Origin of the sequence: Amycolatopsis bullii (assembly GCF_014654205.1) — a bacterium.
Taxonomy (GTDB): Bacteria; Actinomycetota; Actinomycetes; order Mycobacteriales; family Pseudonocardiaceae; genus Amycolatopsis; species Amycolatopsis plumensis.
The window spans coordinates 200,672-225,972 of record NZ_BNAW01000002.1; the positions used below are offsets into that span (position 1 = coordinate 200,672).

26 protein-coding genes and 1 pseudogene are annotated in these 25,301 nt (G+C 72.2%); 17 read left to right on the forward strand and 10 right to left on the reverse strand.

Going from position 1 to position 25,301, the window contains the following annotated elements; genetic code table 11:
• Positions 1-12: 12 nt before the first annotated feature.
• Complete coding sequence (locus IE317_RS03395) at positions 13-738, reverse strand: (Fe-S)-binding protein (protein ID WP_191306545.1); 726 nt, start codon at positions 736-738, stop codon at positions 13-15.
• A 435-nt stretch (positions 739-1,173) separates the two neighbouring features.
• Between IE317_RS03395 and IE317_RS03400 the strand changes: the two genes are divergently transcribed.
• Complete coding sequence (locus IE317_RS03400) at positions 1,174-2,352, forward strand: MFS transporter (RefSeq protein ID WP_191306546.1); 1,179 nt, start codon at positions 1,174-1,176, stop codon at positions 2,350-2,352.
• A gap of 85 nt (positions 2,353-2,437) precedes the next feature.
• Here IE317_RS03400 and IE317_RS03405 read toward each other — a convergent pair whose 3' ends face one another.
• Entirely contained in the window at positions 2,438-5,269 is a 2,832-nt protein-coding gene (locus IE317_RS03405) for a helix-turn-helix transcriptional regulator (RefSeq protein ID WP_191306547.1), read from the reverse strand.
• A gap of 738 nt (positions 5,270-6,007) precedes the next feature.
• On the opposite strand from IE317_RS03405, the gene IE317_RS03410 reads away from it, so the two are divergent.
• The gene (locus tag IE317_RS03410; RefSeq protein WP_191306548.1) at positions 6,008-7,009 is read left to right on the forward strand and encodes an ABC transporter substrate-binding protein; all 1,002 of its coding nucleotides are present in this window, start codon (positions 6,008-6,010) and stop codon (positions 7,007-7,009) included.
• Positions 7,010-7,035: 26 nt separating this feature from the next.
• On the opposite strand, the gene IE317_RS03415 is transcribed toward IE317_RS03410, so the two are convergent.
• Both IE317_RS03415 and IE317_RS03420 read right to left on the reverse strand, forming a co-directional pair.
• Positions 7,036-7,725 (reverse strand): TIGR03943 family putative permease subunit, encoded by a 690-nt coding sequence (locus tag IE317_RS03415; RefSeq protein WP_191306549.1) that lies wholly within the window; start codon positions 7,723-7,725, stop codon positions 7,036-7,038.
• The gene (locus IE317_RS03420; protein WP_191306550.1) at positions 7,722-8,717 is read right to left on the reverse strand and encodes a permease; all 996 of its coding nucleotides are present in this window, start codon (positions 8,715-8,717) and stop codon (positions 7,722-7,724) included. Before IE317_RS03420 ends, IE317_RS03415 begins: the two co-directional genes overlap by 4 nt.
• Before the next feature lie 209 nt (positions 8,718-8,926).
• Here IE317_RS03420 and IE317_RS03425 point away from each other — a divergent pair, with 209 nt between their 5' ends.
• From IE317_RS03425 to IE317_RS03480, 12 genes are all read left to right on the forward strand, one after another.
• On the forward strand, positions 8,927-9,106 hold the full coding sequence (locus tag IE317_RS03425) for a hypothetical protein (protein ID WP_191306551.1): 180 nt from the start codon (positions 8,927-8,929) through the stop codon (positions 9,104-9,106).
• A 147-nt stretch (positions 9,107-9,253) separates the two neighbouring features.
• On the forward strand, positions 9,254-9,928 hold the full coding sequence (locus tag IE317_RS03430) for a class II aldolase/adducin family protein (protein ID WP_191306552.1): 675 nt from the start codon (positions 9,254-9,256) through the stop codon (positions 9,926-9,928).
• The gene (locus tag IE317_RS03435; protein ID WP_191306553.1) at positions 9,925-10,878 is read left to right on the forward strand and encodes a carbohydrate kinase family protein; all 954 of its coding nucleotides are present in this window, start codon (positions 9,925-9,927) and stop codon (positions 10,876-10,878) included. Before IE317_RS03430 ends, IE317_RS03435 begins: the two co-directional genes overlap by 4 nt.
• Positions 10,865-12,229 (forward strand): flavin monoamine oxidase family protein, encoded by a 1,365-nt coding sequence (locus tag IE317_RS03440; RefSeq protein WP_191306554.1) that lies wholly within the window; start codon positions 10,865-10,867, stop codon positions 12,227-12,229. Before IE317_RS03435 ends, IE317_RS03440 begins: the two co-directional genes overlap by 14 nt.
• An 11-nt stretch (positions 12,230-12,240) precedes the next feature.
• The gene (locus IE317_RS03445; RefSeq protein ID WP_191306555.1) at positions 12,241-12,720 is read left to right on the forward strand and encodes an SRPBCC family protein; all 480 of its coding nucleotides are present in this window, start codon (positions 12,241-12,243) and stop codon (positions 12,718-12,720) included.
• A 110-nt stretch (positions 12,721-12,830) separates the two neighbouring features.
• On the forward strand, positions 12,831-13,331 hold the full coding sequence (locus IE317_RS03450; protein ID WP_191306556.1) for a L,D-transpeptidase: 501 nt from the start codon (positions 12,831-12,833) through the stop codon (positions 13,329-13,331).
• Between the two features lie 10 nt (positions 13,332-13,341).
• On the forward strand, positions 13,342-14,109 hold the full coding sequence (locus IE317_RS03455) for a putative protein N(5)-glutamine methyltransferase (RefSeq protein ID WP_191306557.1): 768 nt from the start codon (positions 13,342-13,344) through the stop codon (positions 14,107-14,109).
• Between the two features lie 35 nt (positions 14,110-14,144).
• Positions 14,145-14,621 (forward strand): RNA polymerase sigma factor, encoded by a 477-nt coding sequence (locus IE317_RS03460; protein ID WP_191306558.1) that lies wholly within the window; start codon positions 14,145-14,147, stop codon positions 14,619-14,621.
• Complete coding sequence (locus IE317_RS03465) at positions 14,618-15,211, forward strand: methylated-DNA--[protein]-cysteine S-methyltransferase (protein ID WP_191306559.1); 594 nt, start codon at positions 14,618-14,620, stop codon at positions 15,209-15,211. The genes IE317_RS03460 and IE317_RS03465 overlap by 4 nt, the downstream gene beginning before the upstream one ends.
• 128 nt (positions 15,212-15,339) lie before the next feature.
• Positions 15,340-16,053 carry a 2OG-Fe(II) oxygenase gene (locus IE317_RS03470; RefSeq protein WP_191306560.1) on the forward strand — a complete coding sequence of 238 codons (714 nt, stop codon included), beginning with the start codon at positions 15,340-15,342 and terminating at the stop codon, positions 16,051-16,053.
• Complete coding sequence (locus IE317_RS03475; RefSeq protein ID WP_191306561.1) at positions 16,050-16,424, forward strand: hypothetical protein; 375 nt, start codon at positions 16,050-16,052, stop codon at positions 16,422-16,424. Before IE317_RS03470 ends, IE317_RS03475 begins: the two co-directional genes overlap by 4 nt.
• On the forward strand, positions 16,421-16,900 hold the full coding sequence (locus IE317_RS03480; protein WP_191306562.1) for a methylated-DNA--[protein]-cysteine S-methyltransferase: 480 nt from the start codon (positions 16,421-16,423) through the stop codon (positions 16,898-16,900). Before IE317_RS03475 ends, IE317_RS03480 begins: the two co-directional genes overlap by 4 nt.
• Here the strand turns inward: IE317_RS03480 and IE317_RS03485 are convergent, their stop codons facing one another.
• A complete protein-coding gene (locus tag IE317_RS03485; protein WP_191306563.1) occupies positions 16,901-17,500 on the reverse strand; it encodes a LysE/ArgO family amino acid transporter in 600 nt (199 codons plus the stop codon).
• A gap of 56 nt (positions 17,501-17,556) precedes the next feature.
• Positions 17,557-18,204 carry a TetR/AcrR family transcriptional regulator gene (locus tag IE317_RS03490; protein WP_191306564.1) on the reverse strand — a complete coding sequence of 216 codons (648 nt, stop codon included), beginning with the start codon at positions 18,202-18,204 and terminating at the stop codon, positions 17,557-17,559.
• 65 nt (positions 18,205-18,269) lie between these two features.
• Between IE317_RS03490 and IE317_RS03495 the strand changes: the two genes are divergently transcribed.
• Together IE317_RS03495 and IE317_RS03500 are read left to right on the forward strand one after the other, a co-directional pair.
• Complete coding sequence (locus IE317_RS03495) at positions 18,270-19,784, forward strand: FAD-dependent monooxygenase (protein WP_191306565.1); 1,515 nt, start codon at positions 18,270-18,272, stop codon at positions 19,782-19,784.
• 84 nt (positions 19,785-19,868) lie between these two features.
• Positions 19,869-20,117: pseudogene (locus tag IE317_RS03500) on the forward strand (alpha/beta hydrolase); the annotation flags it as partial.
• Here IE317_RS03500 and dmpG read toward each other — a convergent pair.
• From dmpG to IE317_RS03515, 3 genes are all read right to left on the reverse strand, one after another.
• On the reverse strand, positions 20,114-21,145 hold the full coding sequence (gene dmpG / locus IE317_RS03505; protein ID WP_191306566.1) for a 4-hydroxy-2-oxovalerate aldolase: 1,032 nt from the start codon (positions 21,143-21,145) through the stop codon (positions 20,114-20,116). The pseudogene IE317_RS03500 and the gene dmpG sit on opposite strands and share 4 nt — an antisense overlap.
• Positions 21,142-22,041, reverse strand: coding sequence for an acetaldehyde dehydrogenase (acetylating) (locus tag IE317_RS03510; protein ID WP_191306567.1), 900 nt, complete (start codon positions 22,039-22,041; stop codon positions 21,142-21,144). Before IE317_RS03510 ends, dmpG begins: the two co-directional genes overlap by 4 nt.
• A gap of 100 nt (positions 22,042-22,141) precedes the next feature.
• Positions 22,142-23,320 (reverse strand): MFS transporter, encoded by a 1,179-nt coding sequence (locus IE317_RS03515; protein WP_191306568.1) that lies wholly within the window; start codon positions 23,318-23,320, stop codon positions 22,142-22,144.
• Between the two features lie 146 nt (positions 23,321-23,466).
• Between IE317_RS03515 and IE317_RS03520 the strand changes: the two genes are divergently transcribed.
• The gene (locus tag IE317_RS03520; protein WP_191306569.1) at positions 23,467-23,682 is read left to right on the forward strand and encodes a hypothetical protein; all 216 of its coding nucleotides are present in this window, start codon (positions 23,467-23,469) and stop codon (positions 23,680-23,682) included.
• Between the two features lie 43 nt (positions 23,683-23,725).
• On the opposite strand, the gene IE317_RS03525 is transcribed toward IE317_RS03520, so the two are convergent.
• Positions 23,726-25,216: a rhamnogalacturonidase gene (locus IE317_RS03525; RefSeq protein ID WP_191306800.1), complete on the reverse strand. Its 1,491-nt coding sequence runs from the start codon at positions 25,214-25,216 to the stop codon at positions 23,726-23,728.
• Between the last annotated feature and the right edge of the window lie 85 nt (positions 25,217-25,301).

A 25,301-nucleotide genomic window follows, 5' to 3' on the forward strand; every position in this document is an offset into this window, starting at 1 on the left:
CGAACGTGGCGCTCACGCGTCCTCCTCGGTCGAAGCCAGCACGTCGGCCAGGTGCAGCACGCGGACGCCGGACCGCTGCCGCGACAGCAGGCCACCGACGTGCAGCAGGCAGGAGTTGTCCCCGGCGACGAGCACCTCCGCCCCGGTTTCGCGGACGTGCCGGGCCTTGTCCGCCCCCATCGCGGTGGACGTCTCGGCGTTCTTGACGGCGAAGGTGCCCCCGAACCCGCAGCACTCCTGCGCGGCGGGCAGTTCGACGAGGTCGAGCCCGCGCACCGCCCGCAGCAGCCGCAGCGGCTTGTCGCCCACGCCGAGCATGCGCAGCGAGTGGCAGGTCGGGTGGTAGGTGACGCGGTGCGGGAAGTACGCGCCGACGTCGGTCACGCCGAGCACGTCGACGAGGAACTCGCTCAGCTCGCGCACCTTCGGCCCGGTCTCGGCCAGCCGCGGCTCCCCCGCGCGCCGGGCAACCAGGCCGTGCTGGTGCCGGGCCGAGCCGGCGCACGAGCCCGACGGCGTGACGACGTGGTCGTACCCAGCGAACGCATCGGTGAACGCGCGGACCACGCCCGCGGCCTCGTCGAGGTAGCCGGTGTTGACCATCGGCTGGCCGCAGCAGGTCTGCGCCTCCGGGAAGTCCGCGTCCACGCCCAGGCGGCGCAGCAGCCGGAACACCGCCTTCCCCGTGTCGGGGAACAGCGCGTCGTTGATGCAGGTGACGAGCACGGCGACCTTCATGCGCACCCGCCTTCGTAGATTAAAAGGTTTCAATGACTGCTGTCCGGCGACGCTACTACGATGGGTTGTTACGTTTCAAGTCTGAAGCGCGGGGTCGGGGCCCCGGGGCGGCGAACGCACGCAGGATCTGCCCGCCGAGCCGCGTCGGGCGGGCTGCCACTCCTGAGCGTCATCGCTCCGGTTCCCGGTTGCGCCGGCCGGGCAACTCCCGGCCGGCGACCGGCCGCACCGGCCACGGACAGTGACCGAACCGGGTTCCGGCGAGGTCCGTCCGTGCCGATGCACGCCCATTCGCAGAGCCATCGGAACGGCGCAAATCGTTGAGGGACAAGAATTTTCGTTCATCCGTCAGGTGACGGATGTGTGAAATGCGCCCCACCGCGAAACATTGCGTTACGGAGTATGACGCTCCGGCCTCGACGCCGAGGAGGAGCGATGTCGCGTGCCACCACCACCGTCTCCACTCTGGTCATCTTCGTTCTGGCCCTGAACCTGCGGCCGGCCGTCACGAGCCTGGGTGCCGCCCTGCCGGACATCTCCGTCGCCGGTGGTCTCGTCGCCGCGGTGCTCGTCGCCCTGCCCCTGTGGGCCATCGGCCTCGGTGGCTGGGCGACGCCGTGGCTGTGCCGCTGGGTGGGGACGCACCGGACCGTCACCGTGGCCCTCGTCGGGCTGGTGCTGTCACTGGCCGGGCGGGTCCTCGGCGGCCCGGTGGAACTGCTGGTCGGGACGGCGCTGGCCTGCCTGTCCATCGCGGTGCTCGGCACCATGCTGCCGTTGCTGGCCCAGGGTTCCGCCGCCTTCACCTTCGGGCTCGGGGTGGGCAGCACGGCCGGTGCGCTGGTCACGCCCACGGCGGTCATGTCGTCGTCGTGGCGGGTCGCCCTCGGCGTGTGGGCGACCACGGCGCTGCTGGCCCAGCAGGTGTGGCAGCGCACCCCCGGCGAGTTCGTGTCGCCGCGGAGGGCCCCCGGAACGGTGCGCGCCTCGGCCCTGACCATCCACTTCGGACTCATTTCGACGGTGACGTTCCTGGTCATGGGCTGGCTGCCCGGCATCCTGCGCAGCGCCGGGGTGCCTTCGACGACGGCCGGGGCGTGCCTCGCGTTGTCGATGGCCATGGGGTTGCCGATGATGTGGCTGGTGCCGGGCTGGACCCGCCGCTGGCGCAACCAGACCCTGCTCGTGGTCGTCCTCGCCACACCGAACGTGATCGGCGTGACCGGGCTGCTCCTGGCCCCCGCGGCCGCCCCGTGGCTGTGGGCCGCGGCCACGGGCACCGGGATGGGGGCGCTCGCCTTCGCCCTGACGACCATTTCGTTGCGCAGCAAGGACAGCTCGGTGGCGCTGTCGGCGGTGGTCCAGGGCGTGGGGTACGTCATCGCCGGCTTCGGCGTGCTGGTCTGCGGCTGGCTGCACACGGGAACGGGGACCTGGCGGACCCCGCTGATGCTGGTACTGGCGGTGTTGCTCGGCCAGATGGTCAGCGGCCACATCGCGGTGTTCCGCCGCACCCCGGCACCGGCACCCGCCCCGGCCCCGGCCCCGGAGCCGGCAGCCACCCAGCCGATCACCGTGCACCCCCAGGACGACGCTCCCGAGGTCGCTGCCTGACCCGACGGCGTGAGTGGTAAGGCGGGTTAGAACCCGCTTTACCACTCACGACCTGGCGCGACAGACCGCCCGCCGGGAAAGGAACTCAGCCGGAGGCGGACTGGTGGCGGGCCGCTTCCCGGGCGATGTCGATGCGGGAATGCACGCCGAGCTTGGTGAGGATGTGCGAGACGTGCGTGCCGACCGTGCGCGGGGACAGGTAGAGGCGGGCCGCGATCTGCGGGTTGGACAGGCCCTCCACCACCAGCGCGGCGATCCGGCCCTCGGTCGGGGTGAGGCTTTCCCAGCCGTGCGTGGCCTGGCGGTGCTTCACCTTGGGGCCGCGCCGGATGCCGAGCGCCCGGAACTGGGCGCGCAGCCTCGCCACGTCCCATTGCGCGTCCAGCTCCGCGTAGAGGTCGATGGCGTGGGTGAAGGCGGCCCGCGCCGAACCGCGGTCTTCCGCATGGGTGTCGGCGAAGGCGAGCGCGGCCGCCTCCAGGGCCTTGGCCTGCGACAGCGGCCGTCCCGCGTCGGCGTAGCCGTCGGCGGCCCGCAGCAGCATCGTCCCGTCGCGCTCGAGCAGGCCGCGGCAGTACAGGGCCAGCGCGCGGCGGTGCGGAACGGCGGACTCGGCGGCGATCCCGCGCGCCCGGGCCTCGATCTCCGCCGCGGTCCGCACGTCGCCGATCGTCATCGCCAGCCGGGCGGCGTCGCCCAGCCGCTCCTCCCCCGCGTCTTCGCCGGCCGGCACAGCGGTCAGCAGGGCGAGCGCCCGCTCCGGCGCCCCGGCGTGCTCGAAAGCGAGGCTGCGGGCACGGAGCAGGGGTTCCACCACCTCGTCGCCGGCGCGTTCCGAATGCCGCGCGGCGACGTCCAGGTGGCGGTGGGCCGCGGTCGTCTCGTCGCGGTGGAAGTGGATGATGGCGGCGACGCCGTGGTCGCAGCACACCACGCCCGGGTCCTTCTGGTCGTCCGGCACGACGTCGACCTCGGCCAGCGCGTCGTCCCACCGGCCGGCCCCCAGCATCAGCTGCCCGATCGCGCTCTGGACCTGGGTCAGCCGCGCCTCGCTGCCGGTGCGCTCGGCCAGCTCGCGCGCCTGCCCGGCGGCGGTGAGCGCGTCGGCGTAGCGGTCGAGCGCGCCGAAGGTGACCGACTGGTTGATGCGCAGCAGCAAGGTGAGCTCGATCAGCGTGGGGTCCCCGCGCACGACGGCGATCGCGCGCTCGAACAACGGCAGCGCCGCGGCCCACTCGCCGCGTGCCATCGCGCCCTGGCCCAGCACGTGCAACGCCCACCCGGTCGCCCAGCGGTCTTCGGCCGAGCCGAGTTCCGCCAGCGCCGCGGAAGCGGCCCGGCCCGCGGAGTCGACCTCGCCGAGGACACGCCGGATCCGCGCGATGAGCACCAGCAACCTGGCCCGGTGCCGGGCCTGCAGCCCCGGCTGGGTCAGCGCCTCGTTGAGCGCCGGCAGGGACTCGGCGGCGCGGCCGGCGGTCCCGCGGCTCTGGACGATCGTCGTGTGCAGGTCGACGCGCACGTCGGGGTCGCGGACGCGATCCAAAGCGCGGCAGGCGATCCGCTCGGCCTGGGCCACGTTGCCCACCCGGTAGTAGGCGTCGGCGAGCCGGCAGGCCAGCGCCCCGGTCACGGCGTCGTCGAGCGGCGCGTCTCGCACCGCCCGTCGCAGGAGCGCGACGGCGACCACGGGTGCCTGGCCGATCAACGGCATGGCCACGGTGAGCAGCCACTGCACGGCCCAGTCCGGGACCGGCACCCGGGTGTCCGTTGTGGACACCATCGGCAGCAGCTGCCGCGCCACCCGCTCGACCGGGGCGTTCGCCTCGGCCAGCGCCCACGCGGCGGACTGGTGCCAGGCGATCCGGACCGCCGTCGGCATCTCGTCGTACAACGCCGTGCGGATCAACGGGTGGCGGAACTCCAGGTCGTCCCCCGCCGCCACCAGCACGCCGGCGGCGCGGGCCTCGTCGAGGGCGGGCAGCAGCTCGGCGAGCGACGAGTTCGTCACGGTCATCAGGTCCGCGACCGAGAAGCCGACGCCGAGCAGCGCGGCCGTCCGCAGCACGCGCCGCGCCGGTTCGGTGAGGAAGTCCAGCCGGTCCGCGATCGCCTCCGGCAGCGAGTCCGGGGTCGCCGCGCCGGTCAGCTCCGCGATGCCCGCGGGATCGACCTGGAGACACGAGCTCCTGGTCAGCGCGTCGAGGAGTTCGGTGAGGTACAACGGGTTCCCGGCCGCGCCGGCGGCCAGCTCCTCCAGCCGGGCGCCCGGTTTGCCGCCGGCCAGCGCGGACACCAGCTCGAGCACCGCCGGTTCCGCCAGCCGGGTCAGGCGCAGCCGCTCGGCCGGGCGGACGATCCGGAAGAGCGACCGCAGGTCGTCGCGGCGCGGCACCGGCCGCAGCACGCCGATCAGCAGCAACGGGAGCTGCCGCACCGAGCGGGCGAGCCGGCCCCACACCGCCACCGTCGTGGTGTCGGCCCACTGCAGCTCGTCGACGACCAGCACCGCCGGGCCGTCCTGGCACAGCTGGTCCACCAGCGCGATCAGCTGTTCGGCGGCCGCGGCGGCGAGGTCGGCACCCTTGCCCGCGACGGCTCCGCCGCCCAGCAGTTCGGAAACGGCGTCACGACGGGGATCCCGGGTGACCGGCGTGATTTCGAGGGCATCCAGCAGCGGCAGCAGCGGCAACGCCTGCCCGAGCTCGTCGCCGGCTCCCCAGTACACCTGGCAGCCCGCTTCGGTGGCGGCCGCGCAGGCGGACCGGACCAGGGCGGACTTGCCGATCCCGGGCTCGCCGTCGACCAGCACGGCGCGGCCGCGACCCGCGGCGACGTCACGGATCCACGCGACCAGCCGGGACAGCTCGCTGTCCCGGCCGACCAGTAGCTCAGTACCGTCCGTAAGCGGTCGCACACGGGGGAGTTTAGAAGTAAAACCTCTTCCCCAACAAGGGGCGCACTCGGCCACCGCGGAACACCGGCCGGCAGTCCCGCGTTCCGTGCGCGTAAACCTCCCATTCGGCAAATGCGCCGATTCGTGATCCGGGCGTGATTCAACCGCCGGGACGCGGTGGATCTTCGGCCGCCGAGCCGCAGGTCAGGGCGGGTGCGACTGGTCCGGACAACCCGCGGTACCGCCGGGCGCCCGGCCGGTGAATCCGTTGTGTCGCAAGCCGTTGACAGCACATCCACGGACGGGTGAACTTCCCGGCCCCGGCCCGGCCCGCGACGACGAGGCAGCGGCATCGACGATTTCGACATGGGCGCTACCATTACCTGCCTGGGCAGACAACGGCGCGAAAACCGGCGGGCGAGTGCGATTTCGCCGCGGCAACTACACCGGGTTCGGGCTTCCGGGATATGGCGGCCGATCTGGTGTTTCCGCTTTGCCGACACCCTCGCGGCCACGTTTTTCGCACTCCGTCCGCGCCTTCGTCGAGCGTCACACCGGACACTCGGTGACCGGCGACCGCGCAAGATCGTCGATCTAGTATTCGTGCCGCCATTCTGGTGAAATCCCGGATCCGGCGCCATCACGCATTGTCAAGGGCCGCGACGGGTCCCTACAGTGGCCCGCCTGACGCCGGGGAGTGAATCACCGACCTTCCTTGGAGCCGGTACATCAACTGTCATCTCCTTCGAGGAGCAGACCTTGTTCGGAATAGTCAGGAGCAATGCCCGCGTTCGTGCTGCGCTCGCTCTCGCGGTCGTCACGGTCGTAACCGGTTGCGGCGCGCTCGGCGCGACCGGCTCGGGTGCCTCGTCGAGCGGCCGCGGGCTGGAGAAGACGGCGCTGAAGGTTTCGATCCTGCCCACCACGGACCTCGCGCCGTTCTGGCTGGCCCAGGACGAAGGCTACTTCCAGGCCGAAGGCCTCACCGTCGAGTCCGTCATCGCGGCCAGCGGCCAGGCGTCGCTGTCGAAGTCGATCTCGGGCGACGTCGACATCGCCTTCTCGACCTACCCGCCGTTCTTCACCGCACGCAGCAGCGGCGCCGCCGACATGCAGCTGGTCGCCGACGCGACATCGGTCAACGCGAAGTCCAATGCGATCGTCACGGTCCCGAATTCGCCGGTGAAAACAATCACCGACCTGGCCACCGCGAAGATCGCCATCACGGCGAAGAACACGGCTTCGGATCTCCTCACCCGTTCGATCATGCAGGATCACAACGTCGATTTCAGCAAGGTGAATTGGGTGCTGATCCCGCTGCCCAACATCGCCGCGGCGCTGCAGCAGGGCCAGGCCGACGCCGCGTACCTGCCGGAGCCGTACATCACGCAGGCCGCCAAGACGGCCGGCGCGATCCCGGTGATCGACATCAACTCCGGGGCGACGCAGGACTTCCCGCTGACCGGCTACGGCGCGACCCGGAAGTGGGTCAAGGAGAACCCGAAGACCCTGGCCGCGTTCCAGCGGGCCATGCAGAAGGCCACCCACGACGCCATCTTCGACCGCGGCAAGGTCGAACCGCTGCTGGTGCGCTTCGCCAAGATCGACGAGGACACCGCCAAGCTGCTCACCCTGCCGGGCTACGGCTCGATCCTGGATTCCCGCCGCCTGCAACGGGTCCCGGACCTCCTGCTGCAGCTCGGCGCCATCCCGTCGCCGATCGACGTGAACTCGATGATCGGCCCCCAGGCCGGCAGATGACCGCCCACACCCGTCGTGAGTGGTCCTTAGCCGAGGCTTTCATACGGGTCGGCCGGTGGTGGCACCGGCCGGGCCTGGCCGACGTCGACGAACGGGATGGTGCCGCCGTTGACCGGATCCCGCACCTGCTCGGCGCTGTAGCCGCCGGTGATCTCCAGCCACGAATCCGGTGGCAGCACCGGCGGAACCCGGCCGGTCAGGCCGACCTTCACCGGCTGGGCGTCCGCCGCGCAGCAGTTCAGGAGCATGCGGACCAGGTACGGCACGCCGCCGGAATCGAAGGCCACGAAGCCGGTGATCGTGACGGTCCGCCCAGCCAGCGACCGGCCGTGGTCGTAGACCGCGCGGTCCGCGTAGTCGATCACGGTCAAGCGCACCGGGTTGCCGGCCGGGAGCGGGGTGACGATCCGCGGCGCCGTCACCGCGGTGCCGGCGCGCATCGCGCTGTAGGACCCCAACGCCGGTGGTGCGGCGAGGACCAGCGCGAACACCGGCAGCACCAGCAGCCACGAAACCCGGGGTGCCCGCTGCCCGCCCGGGCGCCGCCGGGCGTACCAGACCGTCGCCGCGGCCGCGACCACCAGCACCACGCCCGCGGCCAGCACCAGCGGTTGCAGACCGGCCTTGACGTACCGCAGGTACAGCCCGGTGACACCGGCGTGGAGCAGGACGCCACCGACGAGGAACAGCAGGATCGCCTGCACGGTCCGGTTCACCGCAGCACCGCCCCGGTCACGACCGCGGCCAGGACGGCCACGACGAAGGTCACCGGCGCGAACCGCAGCGCGAACCCGCGGCCGAACGTGGCGGCCTGCATGCCGAACAGCTTGAGGTCGATCATCGGGCCGACGACGAGGAACGCCAGCCGGGCCGTCGGGGAGAACTGCGTCAGCGAAGACGCGACGAACGCGTCGGCCTCCGAACAGATCGACAGCAGCACCGCGAGCACCGCAAGGGCCAGTACCGCCACCACCGGCTGACCGGCCGCGGCGTGCAGCCAGGTCGCGGGCACCACGGCCTTGAGGGTGGCGGCGGCCATCGCGCCGCCGACGAGGAACCCGCCCGCGTGCATCACGTCGTGCCGCACCGATCCCCAGAACACCGCTCCCCGGGTTCCGCCGTCACCGTGGTCGTGCCGGCGGGGCCGCAGCCAGTCCGGGCGGCCGAGCCGCTGCCACAGCCAGCCCATCACGCACGACGCCGCGAGACTCGCGGCGAACCGCGCGAGGACCATCCGCGGCTGGCCGGGGAACGCGACCGCGGTCGCCGTCAGCACCACCGGGTTGATCGCGGGCGCCGACAACAGGAACGCCACCGCCGCCGCAGGGGTCACGCCGCCGCGCACCAGCGCGCCGGCCACCGGCACCGACGCGCATTCGCAGCCGGGCAGAACCGCACCGGCCAGCCCGGCGACCGGCACCGCCAGCGACGGCCGCTTCGGCAGCACGCGCGTGAAGAACGACGGCGGCACGAAGACCGCGAGCCCGGCCGAGAGGAGCACGCCGAGGACGAGGAACGGCAGCGCCTGCACGACCACCGCGACGAACACCGTCATCCAGCTCTGCATGACCGGAGTGGACAGCAGCCGACGAACCGGGCCCTGCGCGAGGAATCCGACCAACAGGACCAACGTCAGGACGAGGACGGGATCGGCGTTCCAGCCCCGCCGCCCGTCCCGCTCCCGGCGGCTTTCCTCAATGGCAGTCACAAGCGATCTCCCGTACTTCCGCTCCACACCCATCCGGCTACACGAGCCACCGGCCCGTTCGGTTCACCGCGGCGCAACCACCGCACACGCGCCCGCCACCCGAGCATTTCGCCCGCTTCGAGACCGCGACGGCGGACTGTACGAACAGGACACCCATGGACCCCACCACGTCGCACCTCCGCCGCCGCGGCCCACCCGACCGAGCGTCTGTGCACCGGCCGCAAAGCCCGGCAAGGCAACGCTTTTGGCCGAACGCCCTGCCGGGCGGCTTCGGGCTCTCCGGGCTGCGCTCCGCGCGCGATTTCACCGCGACCGGCAGCGCGTCGGCCACCGTGGCCATTGTGGACTCCAACGCCGAGTCCGACCTCGCCACCTACCGCTCGACCTAACGGCCTGCCCGGCGGGCTCTCGACCAGCGGCGTGATCACCACGACCACCGGCAGCGAGACCCCTCATTCCGGGACGTACCTAGACGGCCACGGCAGCTCGCCAAACCTGAACGTGACTTTGTTTCACGTTTGCCCTACGCTGAGCCGATGACATCGGGGACAGCGCTGCTGCGAGCCGAGCGGCAGGCGGTGGTCGCAGCCTGCCACGACCTGGCCGGCGCCGGGCTGCTCATCGGCACCGCCGGCAACGTGAGCGTGCGCGTGGGCGACCACGTCGCGGTGACCGCGACCGGCGTCGTGCTCGGGAAGGCCACGGCGGAGCAGATCACCGTCGTCGACCTGGCCGGGACCGTCGTCGCCGGGGACCTCGCGCCGACGTCGGAACTGGAACTGCACCTCGGGATCTACCGCCGTTCCGGCGCCGGCGCGGTCGTGCACACGCATTCGCCGCAGGCCACCGCGATCTCCCTCGTGCTCGACGAGCTCCCCTGCGTGCACTACCAGCAGCTGCTGCTCGGCGGGGCCGTGCGCGTCGCGCCGTTCGCCGTCTTCGGCAGCGACGAGCTGGCCGAGCACGTGTGGACCGCGCTCGAGGGCAAGTCGGCGGCGCTGATGGCCAACCACGGCGCCGTCGTGCACGGCCCCACGCTGACGGCGGCGGTGGACAACGCGCTGCTGCTCGAGTGGGCCTGCGAGCTCTACCGGAACGCCGCGTCGATGGGCACCCCCCGGGTCCTGGACACCGCCCAGCAGACCGCGGTGATCGAAGCCGCCCTGCGGCGGGGGTACGGCAGCACCCGACGGATCGAGGAGGATCTGTGACGCAAACGGTGATCACGCTCGGCGCGCACGTGTTCGACGTGCAGGTCCAGCCCGTGGAAGCGATCCCCGACGGGCAGGGCGCGACCCTGGTCGAGCAGATCCGGTTCGGCCCGGCCGGGACCGCGGCCGGCACCGCGCTGACCCTGGCCAAGCTCGGCGCGTCCGTCCGCACCGCCGGCGCGATCGGCGACGACCCGATCGGCGACCTGCTGCTGGCCATGCTGACCCGGTTCGGCATCGACACCTCGCTGGTGGTCCGCCGCGCGGACGTGCAGACCTCGGCGTCGGTGCTGCCCATCCGGCCCGACGGCAGCCGCCCCGCCTTCCACGTCCCGGGCGCCAACCTCACCTACGGGCCGGACGACATCCCGGAAACCGAAGTCGCCCAGGCGACCCACCTGCACCTCGGCGCGCCCGAGCTGATGGGCGGGGAGAACGCGGCGAAGATCCTCTCCCCCGCCCGGGCGGCCGGCGTGGTCACCTCGGCCGACCTGCTCGCGCCCGGCGATCCCGGCATCCTGGCCTGGATCGCCCCCGCGCTGTCCTCTTTGGACTACCTGCTGCCCAACGAACAGCAGGTCCTCGGGCTCACCGGCGCCGACACCCTCGAAGACGGCGCCCGCGCGTTGATCGGCCACGGCGTCGGCTGCGTCGCCGTCACGCGGGAGGCCCGCGGGGCCCTGGTGATCACGGCGGACGAGGTGATCGCGGTGCCCGCGTTCGCGGTCGACGTCGTCGACACCACCGGGTGCGGCGACGCGTTCTCCGCGGGCTTCCTCCGCGGTGTCGGCCTCGGCCGTTCGCCGCGGGAGGCCGCCGTGCTCGGCTCGGCCGCCGCGGCCCTGGTCGCCCAGGGGCTGGGCAGCGACCACGGCGAGTTCGACCTCGCGGCGGCCGACGCCTTCGCCGCCGCCACGCCCACGCTGGAGAACGCCGATGCGCCGCAGTGACGTCGTCGTGGTCGGCGCCGGCCTGGCGGGCCTCACCGCGGCCCGCGAGCTGACCGCGGCCGGCCGGGACGTCGTCGTCCTGGAAGCCCGCGACCGGGTCGGCGGCCGCACGCTCAACCACGACCTCGGCGACGGCAAGGTCGTGGAGGCGGGCGGGCAATTCGCCGGCCCGACCCAGGACCACGTCCTCGCGCTGGCCAAGCAGGTCGGCGTCGAGACGTTCCCGGCCTACACCCAGGGCGCGTCGGTCTACGTCCACGGCGGCCGGGCCCGCCGGTACCGCGGCGACATCCCGCCCGACCCGCTGGCGCTGCCCGACCTCGGGATCGCGATGCGGCGGATCAACCAGCTCGCGCGCAAGATCCCCCTCGACGCGCCGTGGCGCGCCCCCAAGGCACGGGCGTGGGACAGCGTGACCTTCGAAAGCTGGATCCGGCACACCACCGCCGGCTCCGGCGCCCTCGACCTGGTCAACGTGCTGCTCGGCTCGGCCTTCGGCGGGAGTGCCGCCGACGCGTCGCTGCTCTACAGCCTCTGGTACATCGCCGGGTTCGGCAACGAAACCACCCCCGGCACCGTCGAACGCGGCATCGGCGTCACCGGCGGTGCCCAGGAATTCCGTTTCACCGGCGGCTCCCAGCTGATCTCGCAACGCATCGGCGACGAACTCGACGGGCGCGTGGTGCTCGGCACCCCGGTGCGGGCGATCGAGCAGGACGGCGACCGGGTGACGGTCCGGTCCGACGAGGACACCTGGAGCGCGCGGCACGTCGTGGTCGCCGTCCCGCCCGCGCTGGCCGCCCGGATCTCCTGGCGCCCGCTGCTGCCCCCGCAGCAGGACGCCCTGTTCTCCCGGATGGCGTTCGGCGCGCTGATGAAGTGCGAAGCCGTGTACCCCGAGCCGTTCTGGCGCGCCGACGGGCTCAACGGCCAAGCCGTCTTCCGGCACGGCTCCCCGATCTGCTCCATGTTCGACAACTCCCCGCCCGACGGCGAACCCGGCGTCCTCATGGGCTTCCTCGGCGGCCCGCAGTGGCACACCTGGGCCACGCGCCCGCCGCGCGAACGCCGCGCCGCCGTCCTGCGCGCCTTCGCCGCCGCCGTCGGGAAACCCGCGCTGCAGCCGGTGGCGTACTTCGAACAGGACTGGGTCGGCGAGGAGTGGACCCGCGGCGGGCCGACGTCGGTGCCCGGGACCGGCGTGCTGACCGAGCTCGGCCCGTGGCGCGACCGGCCGTTCGGCCGCGTGCACTGGGCCGGCGCCGAGCACTCGGATCACTGGAACGGCTACATGGACGGCGCGGTCCGCTCCGGCGAAACCGCCGCCCGCGCCGTCCTCGGTCACGAGTAGAGGGGACGCCGGTGCGCGACTACACCGTTTCCGAGCAGGCGATCATCCCGCACCCGGTCCGGCGCGTGTGGGACGTGATCTCCGCGACCCACCGCTACGCCGAATGGGTCCCGACCGTCCTGGAGGTGACCGACCACCACGGCACGGCCGAAATCGGCAAGACCTACCGCGAGCGCAACAAGTCACTCGGCCCGCTGACCACCCGCTCCACGTGGACGGTCCGCGAGATCGAGCCGCTCACCCGCCGCGTCGACACCGGTGTCGGGTTCGCCCCGCTGCAGGACCTGACCAACGTGTTCGAGTTCGAGCCGATCACCCGCGGCGACGGCAGCGAGAGCACACTCATGACCTACGCCGTCCAGTTCCGCCTCGGCCTGGGCCCGCTCGGCCCGCTCGTCCACCGCGTCGTCGCCGCGGGGCTCCGCGCCGACATGACGCACGCGATGGACAACCTCGCCGACGTCATCCTCGCCGAGGGGATCCACCCGTAGGGCCCGCAGGAATAGCCGTCACACTTTCGGGGTAAATCCTCCGCGCTCAACCTTCGGGGCCGTTCACCCGTACTGATCCCCGGCAGGTTCCATCGGCGAGGGGACAACGGATGCGCAGGACGGTGGTGACCCTGGTGGGGGCGGCGCTGGTCACGGCGGCCTGCTCGGCGCCGCGCGCGACGACGCCGAGCCCGATCGCCGAGCCGGTGCCGCCGACCACCACGTCGGCCACACCGGTGCCGACCACCACCACGCCGCCGCCCGCGCCGCCGTGCACCGTCACCACCGGGGCCTGCGTCAGCCTGGCGCAGCGGCTGGCCTGGCTGCTGCGGGACGGCCGGGTGGTCCGCGGCCCGGTCCCGGCCGGGTTCGGGCCACCCGACCAGGCGACACCCGCCGGATCGTTCCACGTCGTCTGGAAGGACCGCGAGCACCGCAGCAGCCAGTACGGCACCGACATGCCCAACTCGGTGTTCTTCGCCGCCGGCGGCATCGCCTTCCACGCCGGGCCGCTCGACGCCCCCTCGCACGGCTGCGTCCACCTCACCGACGCCGATTCGGCCGCGTTCTTCGACGGGCTGAACGTCGGGGACGCGGTGCAGGTCTTGTAGGCTTCGTCCCTTGTCGGACATTCGAGCTGTCGTTTCCAGGCTGCGCGCCGCGGGCTGCGTGTTCGCCGAGGACGAGGCCGATCTCCTCGTCGCCGCGGCCACGACCCCCGCGGAACTCGCCGCGCTCGTCGAGCGCCGCGTCGCCGGGCTGCCGCTGGAACACCTGCTGGGCTGGGCGGAGTTCCACGGCCTGCGCGTCACCGTGCGGCCCGGGGTGTTCGTGCCGCGGCACCGCACCGGGTTCCTGGTCGACGTGGCCGTGTCGCTCGCTCCGCCGGACCCGGTGGTCGTCGACCTGTGCTGTGGCTCCGGGGCGCTGGGGGCCGCCTTCGCGGCGGCCCTTCCACCGCGTGAGCTGCACGCCGCCGACGTCGAGCCGGCCGCGGTCGAGTGCGCGCGCCTGAACCTGCCCTGGGCCCGGGTCCACCAGGGCGATCTCTACGACGCGCTGCCGTCGTCCCTGCGCGGCCGGGTCTCGGTGCTCCTGGCGAACGTGCCGTACGTGCCTTCGGACGCCGTCGCGACGATGCCTCCCGAAGCGCGCCTGCACGAGCCGCTGGTGGCGCTCGACGGTGGCGCGGACGGCCTGGACCTCGCCCGGCGCGTCGCCGCAGGCGCGCCGGAGTGGCTCGCTCCGGGAGGGACATTGCTGATCGAATCGAGCGAGCGGCAGGCGCCGGTGCTCGCGGAGATCCTTGCTGCGGCGGGGTTGACACCGCGCGTGCACTCCTGCGACGACCTGGGGGCGACCGTCGTGACCGGCACCGCGAAATTGTGACCTCACGTTCCGGCGCTCCCGGACGTCTTCCTGGTGTGATCGTGAAACCGTTCGAGCAAGTCGTGGCCGAGCACGGGCCGATGGTCCTCCGGGTCTGCCGGGCCCTGCTCGGGCCCGCCGACGCCGAGGACGCCTGGTCGGAAACCTTCCTGGCGGCGTTGAAGGCCTACCCCGAGCTGCCCGCCGACGCGAACGTCCAGGCGTGGCTCGTCACGATCGCGCACCGCAAGGCCGTCGACGTCACCCGCGCGCAAGCCCGCCACCCGATTCCGGTCGAGGAGGTGCCGGACCGGCCCGGCCACGCGCACGCGTGGCACGGCGACCTGTGGGACGCGCTGGCGAGGCTGCCGGACAAGCAACGCCTCGCCGTCGCCTACCACTACCTGGCCGGGCTGCCGTACCGCGAAATCGCCGAAATCACCGGAGGCACCGCCGAAGCCGCGCGCCGGGCCGCCGCCGACGGCGTCAAGGCGCTGCGGGCCGGCTATCCCCTGGAAGGAGCACACCCATGATCGACATGTTCCAGTTCTTCGGGGACGAGATCCTGCTCGACTCGAGCGTGCTGCACGAGCGGCTGGTCGCCGACGCCGCCGAACGCGGGCTGCTCGACGTCGCCTACCGCACGGTCGACTCCCCGGTCGGCCCGCTGCTGCTGGCGGCAACCGAGGAAGGCCTGGTGAAGGTGGCCTTCGACCGCCAGGACCACGACGCGGTACTGGCCGAGCTGGCGGCGGCCATCAGCCCGCGGATCCTGCGCGCCCCGGCCCGCCTCGACCCGGTGGCCCGGCAGCTGGAGGAGTACTTCACGGGCGAGCGCCGCGCGTTCGACGTCCCCCTGGACTTCCGGCTGGCCCGCGGATTCCGCCGCGCGGTGCTGGACCACCTGCCCGAGATCGCGTACGGCCACACGGAAAGCTACGCCCAGGTGGCAGCGGCGGCGGGCAGCCCCAAGGCCGTCCGCGCAGTCGGCACGGCGTGCGCCCTCAACCCACTACCGCTGGTGGTCCCCTGCCACCGAGTAGTCCGCTCCGACGGCTCGTACGGCCAATACGCCGGCGGCGAAGAGGCCAAGCGAGTCCTGCTGACGATGGAAGCAGCGTGACGACGCGCGAAGGGCGCGTCGCTGCGGCCGGCTGAGCCGAGGCCACGACCCACTGCTCCTCCCCCACACCGGCCCATCCGACCCCGGCCGGATCCAACCAATTACGCCCCACTGACCAAGGAGGCAGCGTGAAAACCTTCGAAGAGCGCGTCGCCGCGGCTGACTGGGCCGCGGTCGCCGCCGAAGTCGATGACTATGGCTGCGCGCTCCTGCCGCCGCTGCTCACCCCGGCCGAGTGCGCGCGGCTGGTGGCGCTGTGGGACGAGCCATCGCACTTCCGGGCGACGGTCAACCTGCGCCGCCATCGCTTCGGGGACAACGGCGACTACCACTACTTCGCCTCACCATTCCCGGAACCCGTGCAGCGGCTGCGGCAGGCGCTCTACCCGCGGCTGCTGCCGATCGCCCAGGACTGGTCCGCCCGGCTGGGCCGCGCGGCCGAGTGGCCGTCCACTTTGGACGAGTGGCTGGCGGTCTGCCACGCTGCGGGGCAGGCGCGGCCCACGCCGATCCTGCTGCGCTACGAAACGGGCGGCTGGAACGCCCTGCACCGCGATCTCTACGGCGACAAGGTGTTCCCGCTGCAGGTGGTGATCAACCTCAACGACCCCGGCACTGACCACACAGGCGGCGAGTTCCTCCTGGTCGAGCAACGGCCACGCGCGCAGTCCCGCGCAACGGCCACCCTCATCCCGCAGGGCCACGGCCTGGTGTTCACCACCCGCGACAGGCCGATCCGCTCGGCCCGCGGCTGGTCGGCGGCCCCGGTGCGCCACGGCGTTTCGGTGGTCCGGTCGGGCCGCCGGCACACGCTGGGCCTCGTGTTCCACGACGCGGCATGACCTCGCTCGAACTCGAGGCGCTGCTCGGCTTGCTCGGCGGGGCGCGGCACATCGTGATCGGCACGGATTTCGCGTCGCGGCCCGACGGCAACCGGATCGCCGCGGCGTGGGGCGGCGTGGTGCTGACCACGGTGGCCTGGCCCGAGACGGCGGCGTCGTGGCTGCGTCAGGCCCGCCGTTTCGCAGCGCCGGAACCGGACGCGTGGGTGGTCAGCGCCACCCCGGCGGGCTGGGCGGGCATGGCCCGACGCCTGCAGCTGTCCACGTCCTGGAGTCCGCACCGGACCTTCGCCACCTCGGCACTGGCCGGCTACCCCCTGCCCGGTCTGCGCGGCGCCCGCGCGGACAGCACGACCTGGGAGACTCGATGAACCACGCAGTACTGGATTCCCCGATCGGCGAACTGACTGTGGTCGGCGACGGCGACGTCGTGACCGGCTTGTACTTCCCGAACCACTGGACCCGCCCGGACCGCACCGCGTTCGGGGACCGCGACGACACGGCGTTCCCCGAAGCGTCCCGGCAGCTGAAGGAGTACTTCGCCGGCCAGCGAACGGAGTTCGACGTCCCGATGCAGGCGATCGGCCCCGATTTCGACCGCGCGGTGTGGGCCGAGATCGCGTCGATCCCGTACGGAGACACGGCAACGTACGGTGACCTCGCCCGGGCGGTCGGCGGCCTCCCGCACGAGGTGGGCGCGGCGGTCGGGCGCAACCCGCTGAGCATCCTGGTGGCGTGCCACCGCGTCGTCGGCAAAGGCGGAAAGCTGACGGGCTACGCGGGCGGCATCCGGCGCAAGCAGTTCCTCCTGGATCTGGAGCGCCCGCCGGCCTCGACCCTGTGGTGATCACACGCTGAGCAGCAGGCTGATCCCGAGCCCGGTCATGGTCACGGCGATCACCACGTCGAGCACCCGCCACGCCACGGGTTTCGCGAACACGCCGGCCAGCCGTCGGGCCCCGAACCCGAGCGCACTGAACCACACGGCGCTGGCCACCCCGGCGCCGAGCCCGAACAGCCACCGTCCATCCCCATGAGCCACGGCAACCGAGCCGAGCAGCAGGACGGTATCGAGGTAGACGTGCGGATTGAGCCAGGTGAAGGCCACACAGGCCAGAACGGCCTTCCGCAGCGGCGTACGTTCCTCCCCCACGGTCATCACGGACGGCTTCAGGGCCCGCCGCGCGGCAAGCACCCCGTACCCGAGCAGGAAAAGCCCACCTCCCACGGCCACCACCCCGATGGCGGTCGGCCACCGCGCCAGCACGGCCCCGACTCCACTGACCCCGAGCCCGATCAGCACGAGGTCCGACACGGCACAGATGACAACGAGCGGCGCCACGGCTCCGCCACGCAGGCCTTGCTGCAGCAGAAAGGCGTTCTGAGAACCGATCGCGACGATGAGCGAGAGACCGGTCCCGAACCCGGCCAGGAGGAGAGGCAGCACCCGGTCACGGTATGACCGCGTCCGGCATTACTCCAGCTAAAGCTTCTTAAGCAACATTAGCGCTCCTCATGCCGCTCCGCCTCGCCGGGGAACTCCCCCACTCCGCGTTCCACCAGGTCAAAAGCCTGATCGATCACCGCCACCTGCTCCCGCCGCACGACTTCAGCATCATCTCCCGCCACGATCCGGCCCATCGCGTGCGCGAACACCGTGGTGATCGCCGTGGTCAGCAGGTTCGCCACCATGCGGGCGCGGAACTCGTCGCCCGTCTCCTCCATCAGCAGCGCCGCGAACGCGTCCGCGATCTCGCGCTCCTGCTCGTACCACCGGGCCATCAGCGCCGGGCTGGACGTCAGAACCCACCAGAATCCGGGGCCGCCCGCAATCGCGCCCGAGAGCGGATGGCCCGAGGCCAGCAGCGCATGCTGGTGACGTCGCAGGGCCGTACACGGCGAGACACCCGGCGGCCGTGACCGGACTATCGAGGTCAGCTCGGCCAGGCGATCCGCGTGGCGGTCGAGGAACAGGTCCTCCTTGCGCGGGAAGTAGTTGAACACCGTCATCTTCGAGACGCCCGCCGCCTCGGCTATCTCGGCCACCGTCACCTCCTCGAAGCCGCGCTCGATGAAGAGGCCTGTGGCCACGTTCGAGATCAGCAGGCGGGTGGCCTGCTTCTTCCGCTCGCGGAGTCCGGGGTCAGCCATGAGCCGAGAGTATAGACCGAGCCCAAAGTTTGACTCGGTAAAAGTTTCGCGGCATCATCGGAGCCATGAACAGGGATGTGGTGATCTCCGGGGGCGGACCGGTCGGCTTGATGCTGGCCTGTGAACTGCGGCTGGCGGGCGTGGACGTGCTCGTCGTCGAACGGCTGCCCGAGCCGGACCAGACGATCAAGGCCGGGTCGGTCAACCTGACCACGGCCGAAGCCTTCTACCGGCGGGGTCTGCTGCCCGCCATGGACGCCGTCGTGCAGCAGAACTTCGCGCAAATCCAGAAGTTCCTCGAATCCCGCGGCGGGAGCGGTCCGAAGGCCGTCCCCGTGGGGCACTTCGCCGGGATCATGGTCACCTCGGGCGGCGTCGACTTCACCGACCCCGCCTTCCGGGACGTCGGGCCCGCCGCCCGGGTGGTCGTCATCCAGCAGCAGGCCGTCGAGGCGATCCTCGCCGAGCGCGCCGCCGAGCTGGGGGTGGAGATCCGGCGCGGCGTGGAGCTCACCGGGTTCGACGCCGACGACGACGGGGTCACCGTGCACCTCGGCGACCGGGAAACCGTGCGTGCCGGGTGGCTCGTCGGGTGCGACGGGGGACGCAGCCGGGTGCGGAAGCTGGCCGGGTTCGCGTTCCCCGGCACCGACCCCGCCATCACCGGACGGCAGGCGCTCACCGAGCTCGCTGGGGCCGACGCGCTGCCCGCCGGCTGGCAGCACGGCCCCGGCGGTCTCTACGTCCACGGGCCGACGCCCGGGCGGATCCTCACCGTCGAGTTCGACGGACCGCCCGAGGACCGCGACGCGCCGGTCACCGCGCAGGAGGTCGAAGACAGCTTCCGGCGGGTTTCCGGGGCCGACGTCCGGGTGACGAAGCTCCACAGCGCAACGCGCTTCACCGACAACGCGCGCCAGGCGAGCACCTACCGGCAGGGCCGCGTGCTGCTGGCCGGCGACGCGGCGCACGTCCACTCGCCCTTCGGCGGGCAGGGCCTCAACCTCGGCATCGGCGACGCGGTCAACCTGGGCTGGAAGCTCGCCGCCACCGTCCACGGCTGGGCACCCGACGGCCTGCTCGACACCTACACGACCGAGCGGCACCCGATCGGCGAGTGGGTCCTCGAATGGACCCGGGCGCAGGTCGCGCTGATGCGCAGTGACATCCGCACGAAGGCGCTGCGCCAGGTCGTCACCGACCTGCTGTCCACCGGCGACGGCGCCACGTACCTCGCCAAGAAGCTTTCCGGCGTGCTGCACCGCTACGCGATCGACGGCGAGCACGACCTCACCGGCCGGGCCGCACCGGACCTCGCCTTCGCCGACGGCACCCGGCTCGGCGAGCGCCTCCACGACGGCAAGCCCCTCCTGCTCGACCTCGCCGACCACCCCGCCCTGCGCGAGACGGCGGCCGGCTGGGCCGGGCGCGTCAACGTGCTGTCCGCGAAGTGCGACAGCGAGCCGTCGCTGACCGGCGTACTGGTCCGGCCCGACGGGCACATCGCCTGGGCACGCGAGGACGGTTCGACGGACGGCCTCGAGCCGGCGCTGCGCACCTGGTTCGGCGAGCCCGCCTGAGAACCGGGCACGATGGGCGGGTGAGCGACTTCCACCCGCCCATCGAGCCCGACGACCACGGGCTGCTCGACGTCGGCGACGGGCACGTTCTACTACGCGCACGCCGGCTGGCTCGAAGAGGGCGCGGTGATCCGCGACGCCGGACGCCTGGCGGGCATCCCCGGCGTGCTGATCCACGGCCGGCTCGACCTCAGCTGCCCGGTGACGACGGCCTGGGAGCTGGCCGAGGCGTGGCCGGGCGCCGAACTCCTCGTCGACGACGGGTCCGGGCACGGCGCCAGTGACGTCAAACGCGCCTGGAAGCTCGCCGCGCAGGACCGGTTCGCCGGTTAGGCCTTTCCCTCCGCCGCCAGCTGCACCGCGACGTCGATGATCATGTCCTCCTGGCCGCCCACCAGGGCCAGCTCGCCGCACCGGCGCAGGATCGCCTGCGCCGGGACGCCGTAGCGCTCCGCCGCGCGTTCGGCGTGCAGCAGGAAGCTCGAATAGACCCCCGCCCAGCCCTGGACGATCGCGTTGCGGTCCATCTTCGGCCAGCGGTGCAGGTACGGGCGGACCACTTCCTCCGCCGCGTCCAGCAGGCCGCCGACGTCGAGGCCGGTGTGGATCTCCAGGCGGTCGAACACCGCCGCCAGGACCTCCGTCGGCGAGTTGCCCGCGCCCGCGCCGAGCGCGCACAGCGACCCGTCGATGTACCGGACGCCCGCTTCGTAGGCCAGCACCGAGTTCGCAACGCCGAGCGAGAGGTTCTGGTGCCCGTGGTAGCCGACCCACGCCGTGTCGCCGACCTCGGCGACCAGTGCTTCGAAGCGGGCGCGGGCCTCGTGCATCAGCAACGCGCCCGCCGAGTCCGTCACGTACGCCGCCTGGCAGCCCGCGTCCACCATGATCCGGGCTTGCTTCGCCAGGTCTTCCGGCGGCGTCCGGTGCGCCATCATGAGGAACCCGGCGGTCTCCATCCCGAGCTCCCGCGCCAGCCCGAAGTGCTGCGGCGACACGTCGGCCTCGGTGCAGTGGGTCGCCACGCGCACCATCTCCGCGCCCGCGTCGAACGCGCGCTGGAGGTCCTCGGCCGTCCCGATGCCGGGCACGAGCAGCACCGCGATCTTCGCCTGCTTCGCCTCCTCGCGGGCCGCCGCGATCAGGCGAAGCTCGTCCACGGCGGAAAAGCCGTAGGTGAACGACGAACCGCCGAGGCCGTCGCCGTGGGTCACCTCGATCACCTCGACGCCCGCGCGGTCGAGCGCGCGGACCGTGTCACGCACCTGCTGTTCGGTGAAGCGGTGGGCCATCGCGTGGCTGCCGTCGCGCAGCGTCGTGTCGACGATCCGGACGTCGTGGCGCAGTTCCGGCCGGGTCATGCGGAAACCTCCTGCTTCGCGCGGGCCATCAGCTCACCGACGCGCGCGGCCGCGGCGGTCATGATGTCCAGGTTCCCGGCGTACTCCGGCAGGTAGTCGCCGTTGCCGCGGACCTCGAGGAAGATGCCGACCCGCGCGTTGCCGTCCCAGTCTTCGCGCGCGTCGTCGAACTGCGGGTCGGCGCGCAGCGTGTAGCCGGGGACGTACTTCTGCACTTCGGCGACCATTTCGTGGATGGACGCGGTGATGGCTTCGCGGTCGGCGTCGAGCGGGATCGCGCAGAACACCGTGTCCCGCATGATCATCGGCGGCTCGACCGGGTTGAGGATGATGATCGCCTTGCCCCGCCCGGCACCGCCGATCTCGGCCACCGCCTGCGACGTCGTGCGCGTGAACTCGTCGATGTTCGCCCGCGTCCCGGGGCCCGCTCCCCGCGAAGCGACCGACGCGACGATCTCGGCGTACGGCACCGGCGTGACCCGCGAAACGGCGTGCACCATGGGAATCGTGGCCTGACCACCGCAGGTGATCATCGAGACGTTCGGCGCCTCGAGGTGCGCGCCGAGGTTCACCGGCGGGCACACCATCGGGCCGAGGTGCGCCGGGGTCAGGTCGATCGCCTGGATCCCGGCTTCCTCGTACCGCGGGGCGTTCGCGGCGTGCGCCTTCGCCGACGTCGCTTCGAACACCAGGTCCGGCCGGGGATCCTGGCGCAGCAGCCAGTCGACGCCCTCGGCCGACGCCGCGATCCCCTGCGCGCGAGCGCGGTCGAGGCCGTCCGACTCGACCACACCGACCACGTACCCGACTTCGATCACTTCACTGCGTCGCAGCTTCGCCAGCAAATCGGTGCCGATGTTGCCGGGGCCGACGATCGCCGCCATCACGGGAGCCATGTCCCGACCGTCGCACCGAGGCCACGGCCGAGGACAGGCTGGTGTTCCGGCCAGCGGAACGTCGGGCCGGGGGCCATGGCATTCGACGTCGTGGCCGGGGTCAGCGCCGAGGCGGAGCGGCTCGGCACCGAGCCGGCCGGGGCGACGACGCCGGGCCGCCGGTGCGACGCGCGCCCCGGATCACCGCCGCGGCGATCAGCGCGGCCACTCCCCCGCAGGTCATCACGGCCGGCACCGACACCGCGTCCACCACGAACCCGCCGGCCAGCGCCCCGGCGGAGATCGTCGCCTGGAAGGACGCGGTGAACAGGACGGTCGCCGCCTCGGGCGCGTCCGGCGCTGCGCCGGCGAACCATGCCTGGGAGAAGAACGGCACCGCGCCGTAGGCCACGCCCCACACGACGAGGGTGCCGAGCGCGCCGAGCGGGCCGGTGTGCGGCAGGACGAAGACCGACACCGCGATCAGCGCCGCCGCCACCGCGAACCCGCCCCGGAACCGCCCGGCCAGGAAGGTGCCCGCGATCCCGGAGACCCCGTACACCAGCAGGTACGCGCTGAGCACCTCCGGCCGGACGACCTCCCGCAGCAGCGGCGTGACGTAGGTGTAGGTGCCGAAATGGGCGAGGACGACGAGGAACGTCACGACCAGTCCCGTGCGGACCCGGCGACGGCGCAACAGTCCATTGAGGACGCTCAGCCGGGTGACCTCGGCCGGTGGCAGTGGCGGGGTGAGGACGAGCAGGGCGGCGGCGATGGCGAGGCTCAGCACCCCGAGCAGGAGAAAGGCGCTCCGCCAGCCCGCGAGCTGCCCGACCAGGGTGCCGAGCGGCACGCCCAGCACCGAACCGAGGGGCACGGCGGCGAATATCACCGACGTCGCCCGCGCGGCCGCCGCGGTCCCGACGAGCCGGGGCGCCAGGCCGGCGCCGATCGACCAGAAGCCGCCGATGACCAGTCCGACGAGGAACCGGGCCGTCAGCAGCACCCAGAACGCGGGCGCGGCCGCGGCGAGGAACCCGGCGGCCGCGAGCAGGACCATGAGAACGGTCAGCATCAGCCGCCGGTCGACCCGTCCGGTCGCGACCGTCACGACCGGCGCGGCGACGGCGGCGACGAACCCGGGCACGGTCATGGTCCAGCCGGCGGTCCCGGCCGAGACGCCGAAGGCCGCCGCGATCGGCGTGAGGAGGCCGATCGGCAGGATTTCGGTGGTGACGATGGCGAAGATCCCGGCGGTGACGGCGAAGACGGCCGGCCACCGCGGTGCTGGTGCGCTCATGCGGCCCAGTGAACCGGCGGCGGATCGCCGGAGCTGGCCGGTTTGCGACGGCTCGATCGCCGTCGCGGGTCACGGCGGATTTCCGCCGGTTTGATCGACTCGCGATCGGGGCAGTTTCCCGATCACACCCGATCGAGGAGGTTGCGATGGCCGAACGGCGTTGGCACTTCATCCCGGAAACGGCGGCGCTGTGCTGGATCTTTCTCGCCGTGGGGGCGGTTTTGCTCGTGTCGAGCATTCTCAGCCTGACCGGCACCGACAGCCGGGCGCCCGTCCTGACGGTGATCGCGGCGGTGGCCGCGGTGGCCCTGGTCGTCATGTCGGTGATCGGCTTGGCCCGCCCGAAGCTGCGCGGCCGCTGACCGGCCGGATCCCGCGGCGGCGCCAGGACCCGGCCGGAATTCCCTACAGCTCCTGGTGATCCGCGTGGTCGACCCGGGCCTCCGGCACCGGCCGGCCGTCGCTCACCCGGAAGTCGTCGACGCCGTCGAGGACGAACGTCGGCGTGCCCGCCACCTTGTCCGCGCGGCAGTGGTGCACGTCGGCGTCCGTCACGTCCCGCAGGACGAACGCCGGGCGCGTGTCCTGCTTGCCGAACCGCACGTCGACGTTGTCCCAGCTGATCCCGCGCGCGTGGCGGACGAAGAAGCCGTACGCCGGGAGCGTGCCGAACATCGACGGCTCCGGGTACGCGGTCTCCAGTTCCGGCGGATCCGGCACGGCGTCCCCGGGCGTCAGGCCACCCGCGAGGTGGTGGCGGATGTTGCTCAGCTTGACGTCTTCGATCGGGTGGCCCGGAATCCCGGCGAAGCACGACGGGTAGCGCGGGTCCGCGTCGATCGTCGTGACGTCGCTGATGCTCACCCGGCGCAGGAAGCCGACGGGGACGCCCGCCGGGCCGCGCATCCGCGCGCCCAGCCGGAGGAACAGCGGCATCTGGACGTTGCGCATGGTCAGGTTGCCGATGGTGACGTCTTCCAGCCAACCGCCGTCGACCGTCTCCAGGGCCAGGCCGCGGCAGTGCTCGAAGACCACGTTCGAGATCGCGATGTTGCGGAAACCGCCGTTGGATTCGGTGCCGAACTTGACGCGGCCCGTGCGTCCGTAGCCCGCGGTCCTGAACGTTCCGCCGACAAGGGTGCCCAGGTCGTAGCCGCTGACGAAGCAGTTGTCGATGGTGACGTTTTCGGTGTCGCGCACCTGGTTCAGCGCGTAGGTGCTCTTGAGCACGATGGCGTCGTCGTTCGGCGAGTTCACCGTCGTGTCGGCGATCCGGACGTTCTTGCAGCAGTCGATGTTGATGCCGTCGCGGTTGGTGTCGATCACCAGGCCGTCGATGCGGAAGTTGTCGACGCCGGTGGGCAGGATGCCGAAGTGCCCGCCGTTGACGATGGTGATGTCGCGGATGGCCACGTTGCGGCACCACTTGAGCGCGATCGCCTTGTTCCCGTTGAGCGGCGCGGATTCCGCGCTGCCGCCGGCGACCAGGCCCTGGCCGTCGATCTTGCCGGGGCCTTCGATGGTGACGTTGTCGAGGTTCTCGCCCCAGATCAGGCTGTTGTGCCAGTGGCTGTGCCCGAAGTCCTGGTACGGGTTGCCCGCGCCCGGTTCGGCGGGATCGTAACCGCGGCCGCCGGCCGGGGCGGCGGCCAGGATCGTCGCGTTGGCCGCGAGGTACAGCGCGATGTTGCTCTTGAGGTGGATCGAATAGCTCGCATACGTCCCGGCCGGGAAGTACACGGTGCCGCCACGGGTCGCGGCCGCGTCGATCGCACGGTTGATCGCGGCGGTGTCGATCGTGTGTCCGTCGCCTTTCGCGCCGAACTTCGTGACGTCGAAGAACCGGCCGGACGGGTCTCCGGACTCCTCGGCCGCGGACGCCGGTGATCCGATCAAGGGCAGGGCGGCACCGGCAGCACCGGCTCCCCAGGTGACGGCACGGCGGCGGCTCAACGCTCTTCCCACGACAACTCCCTCAACT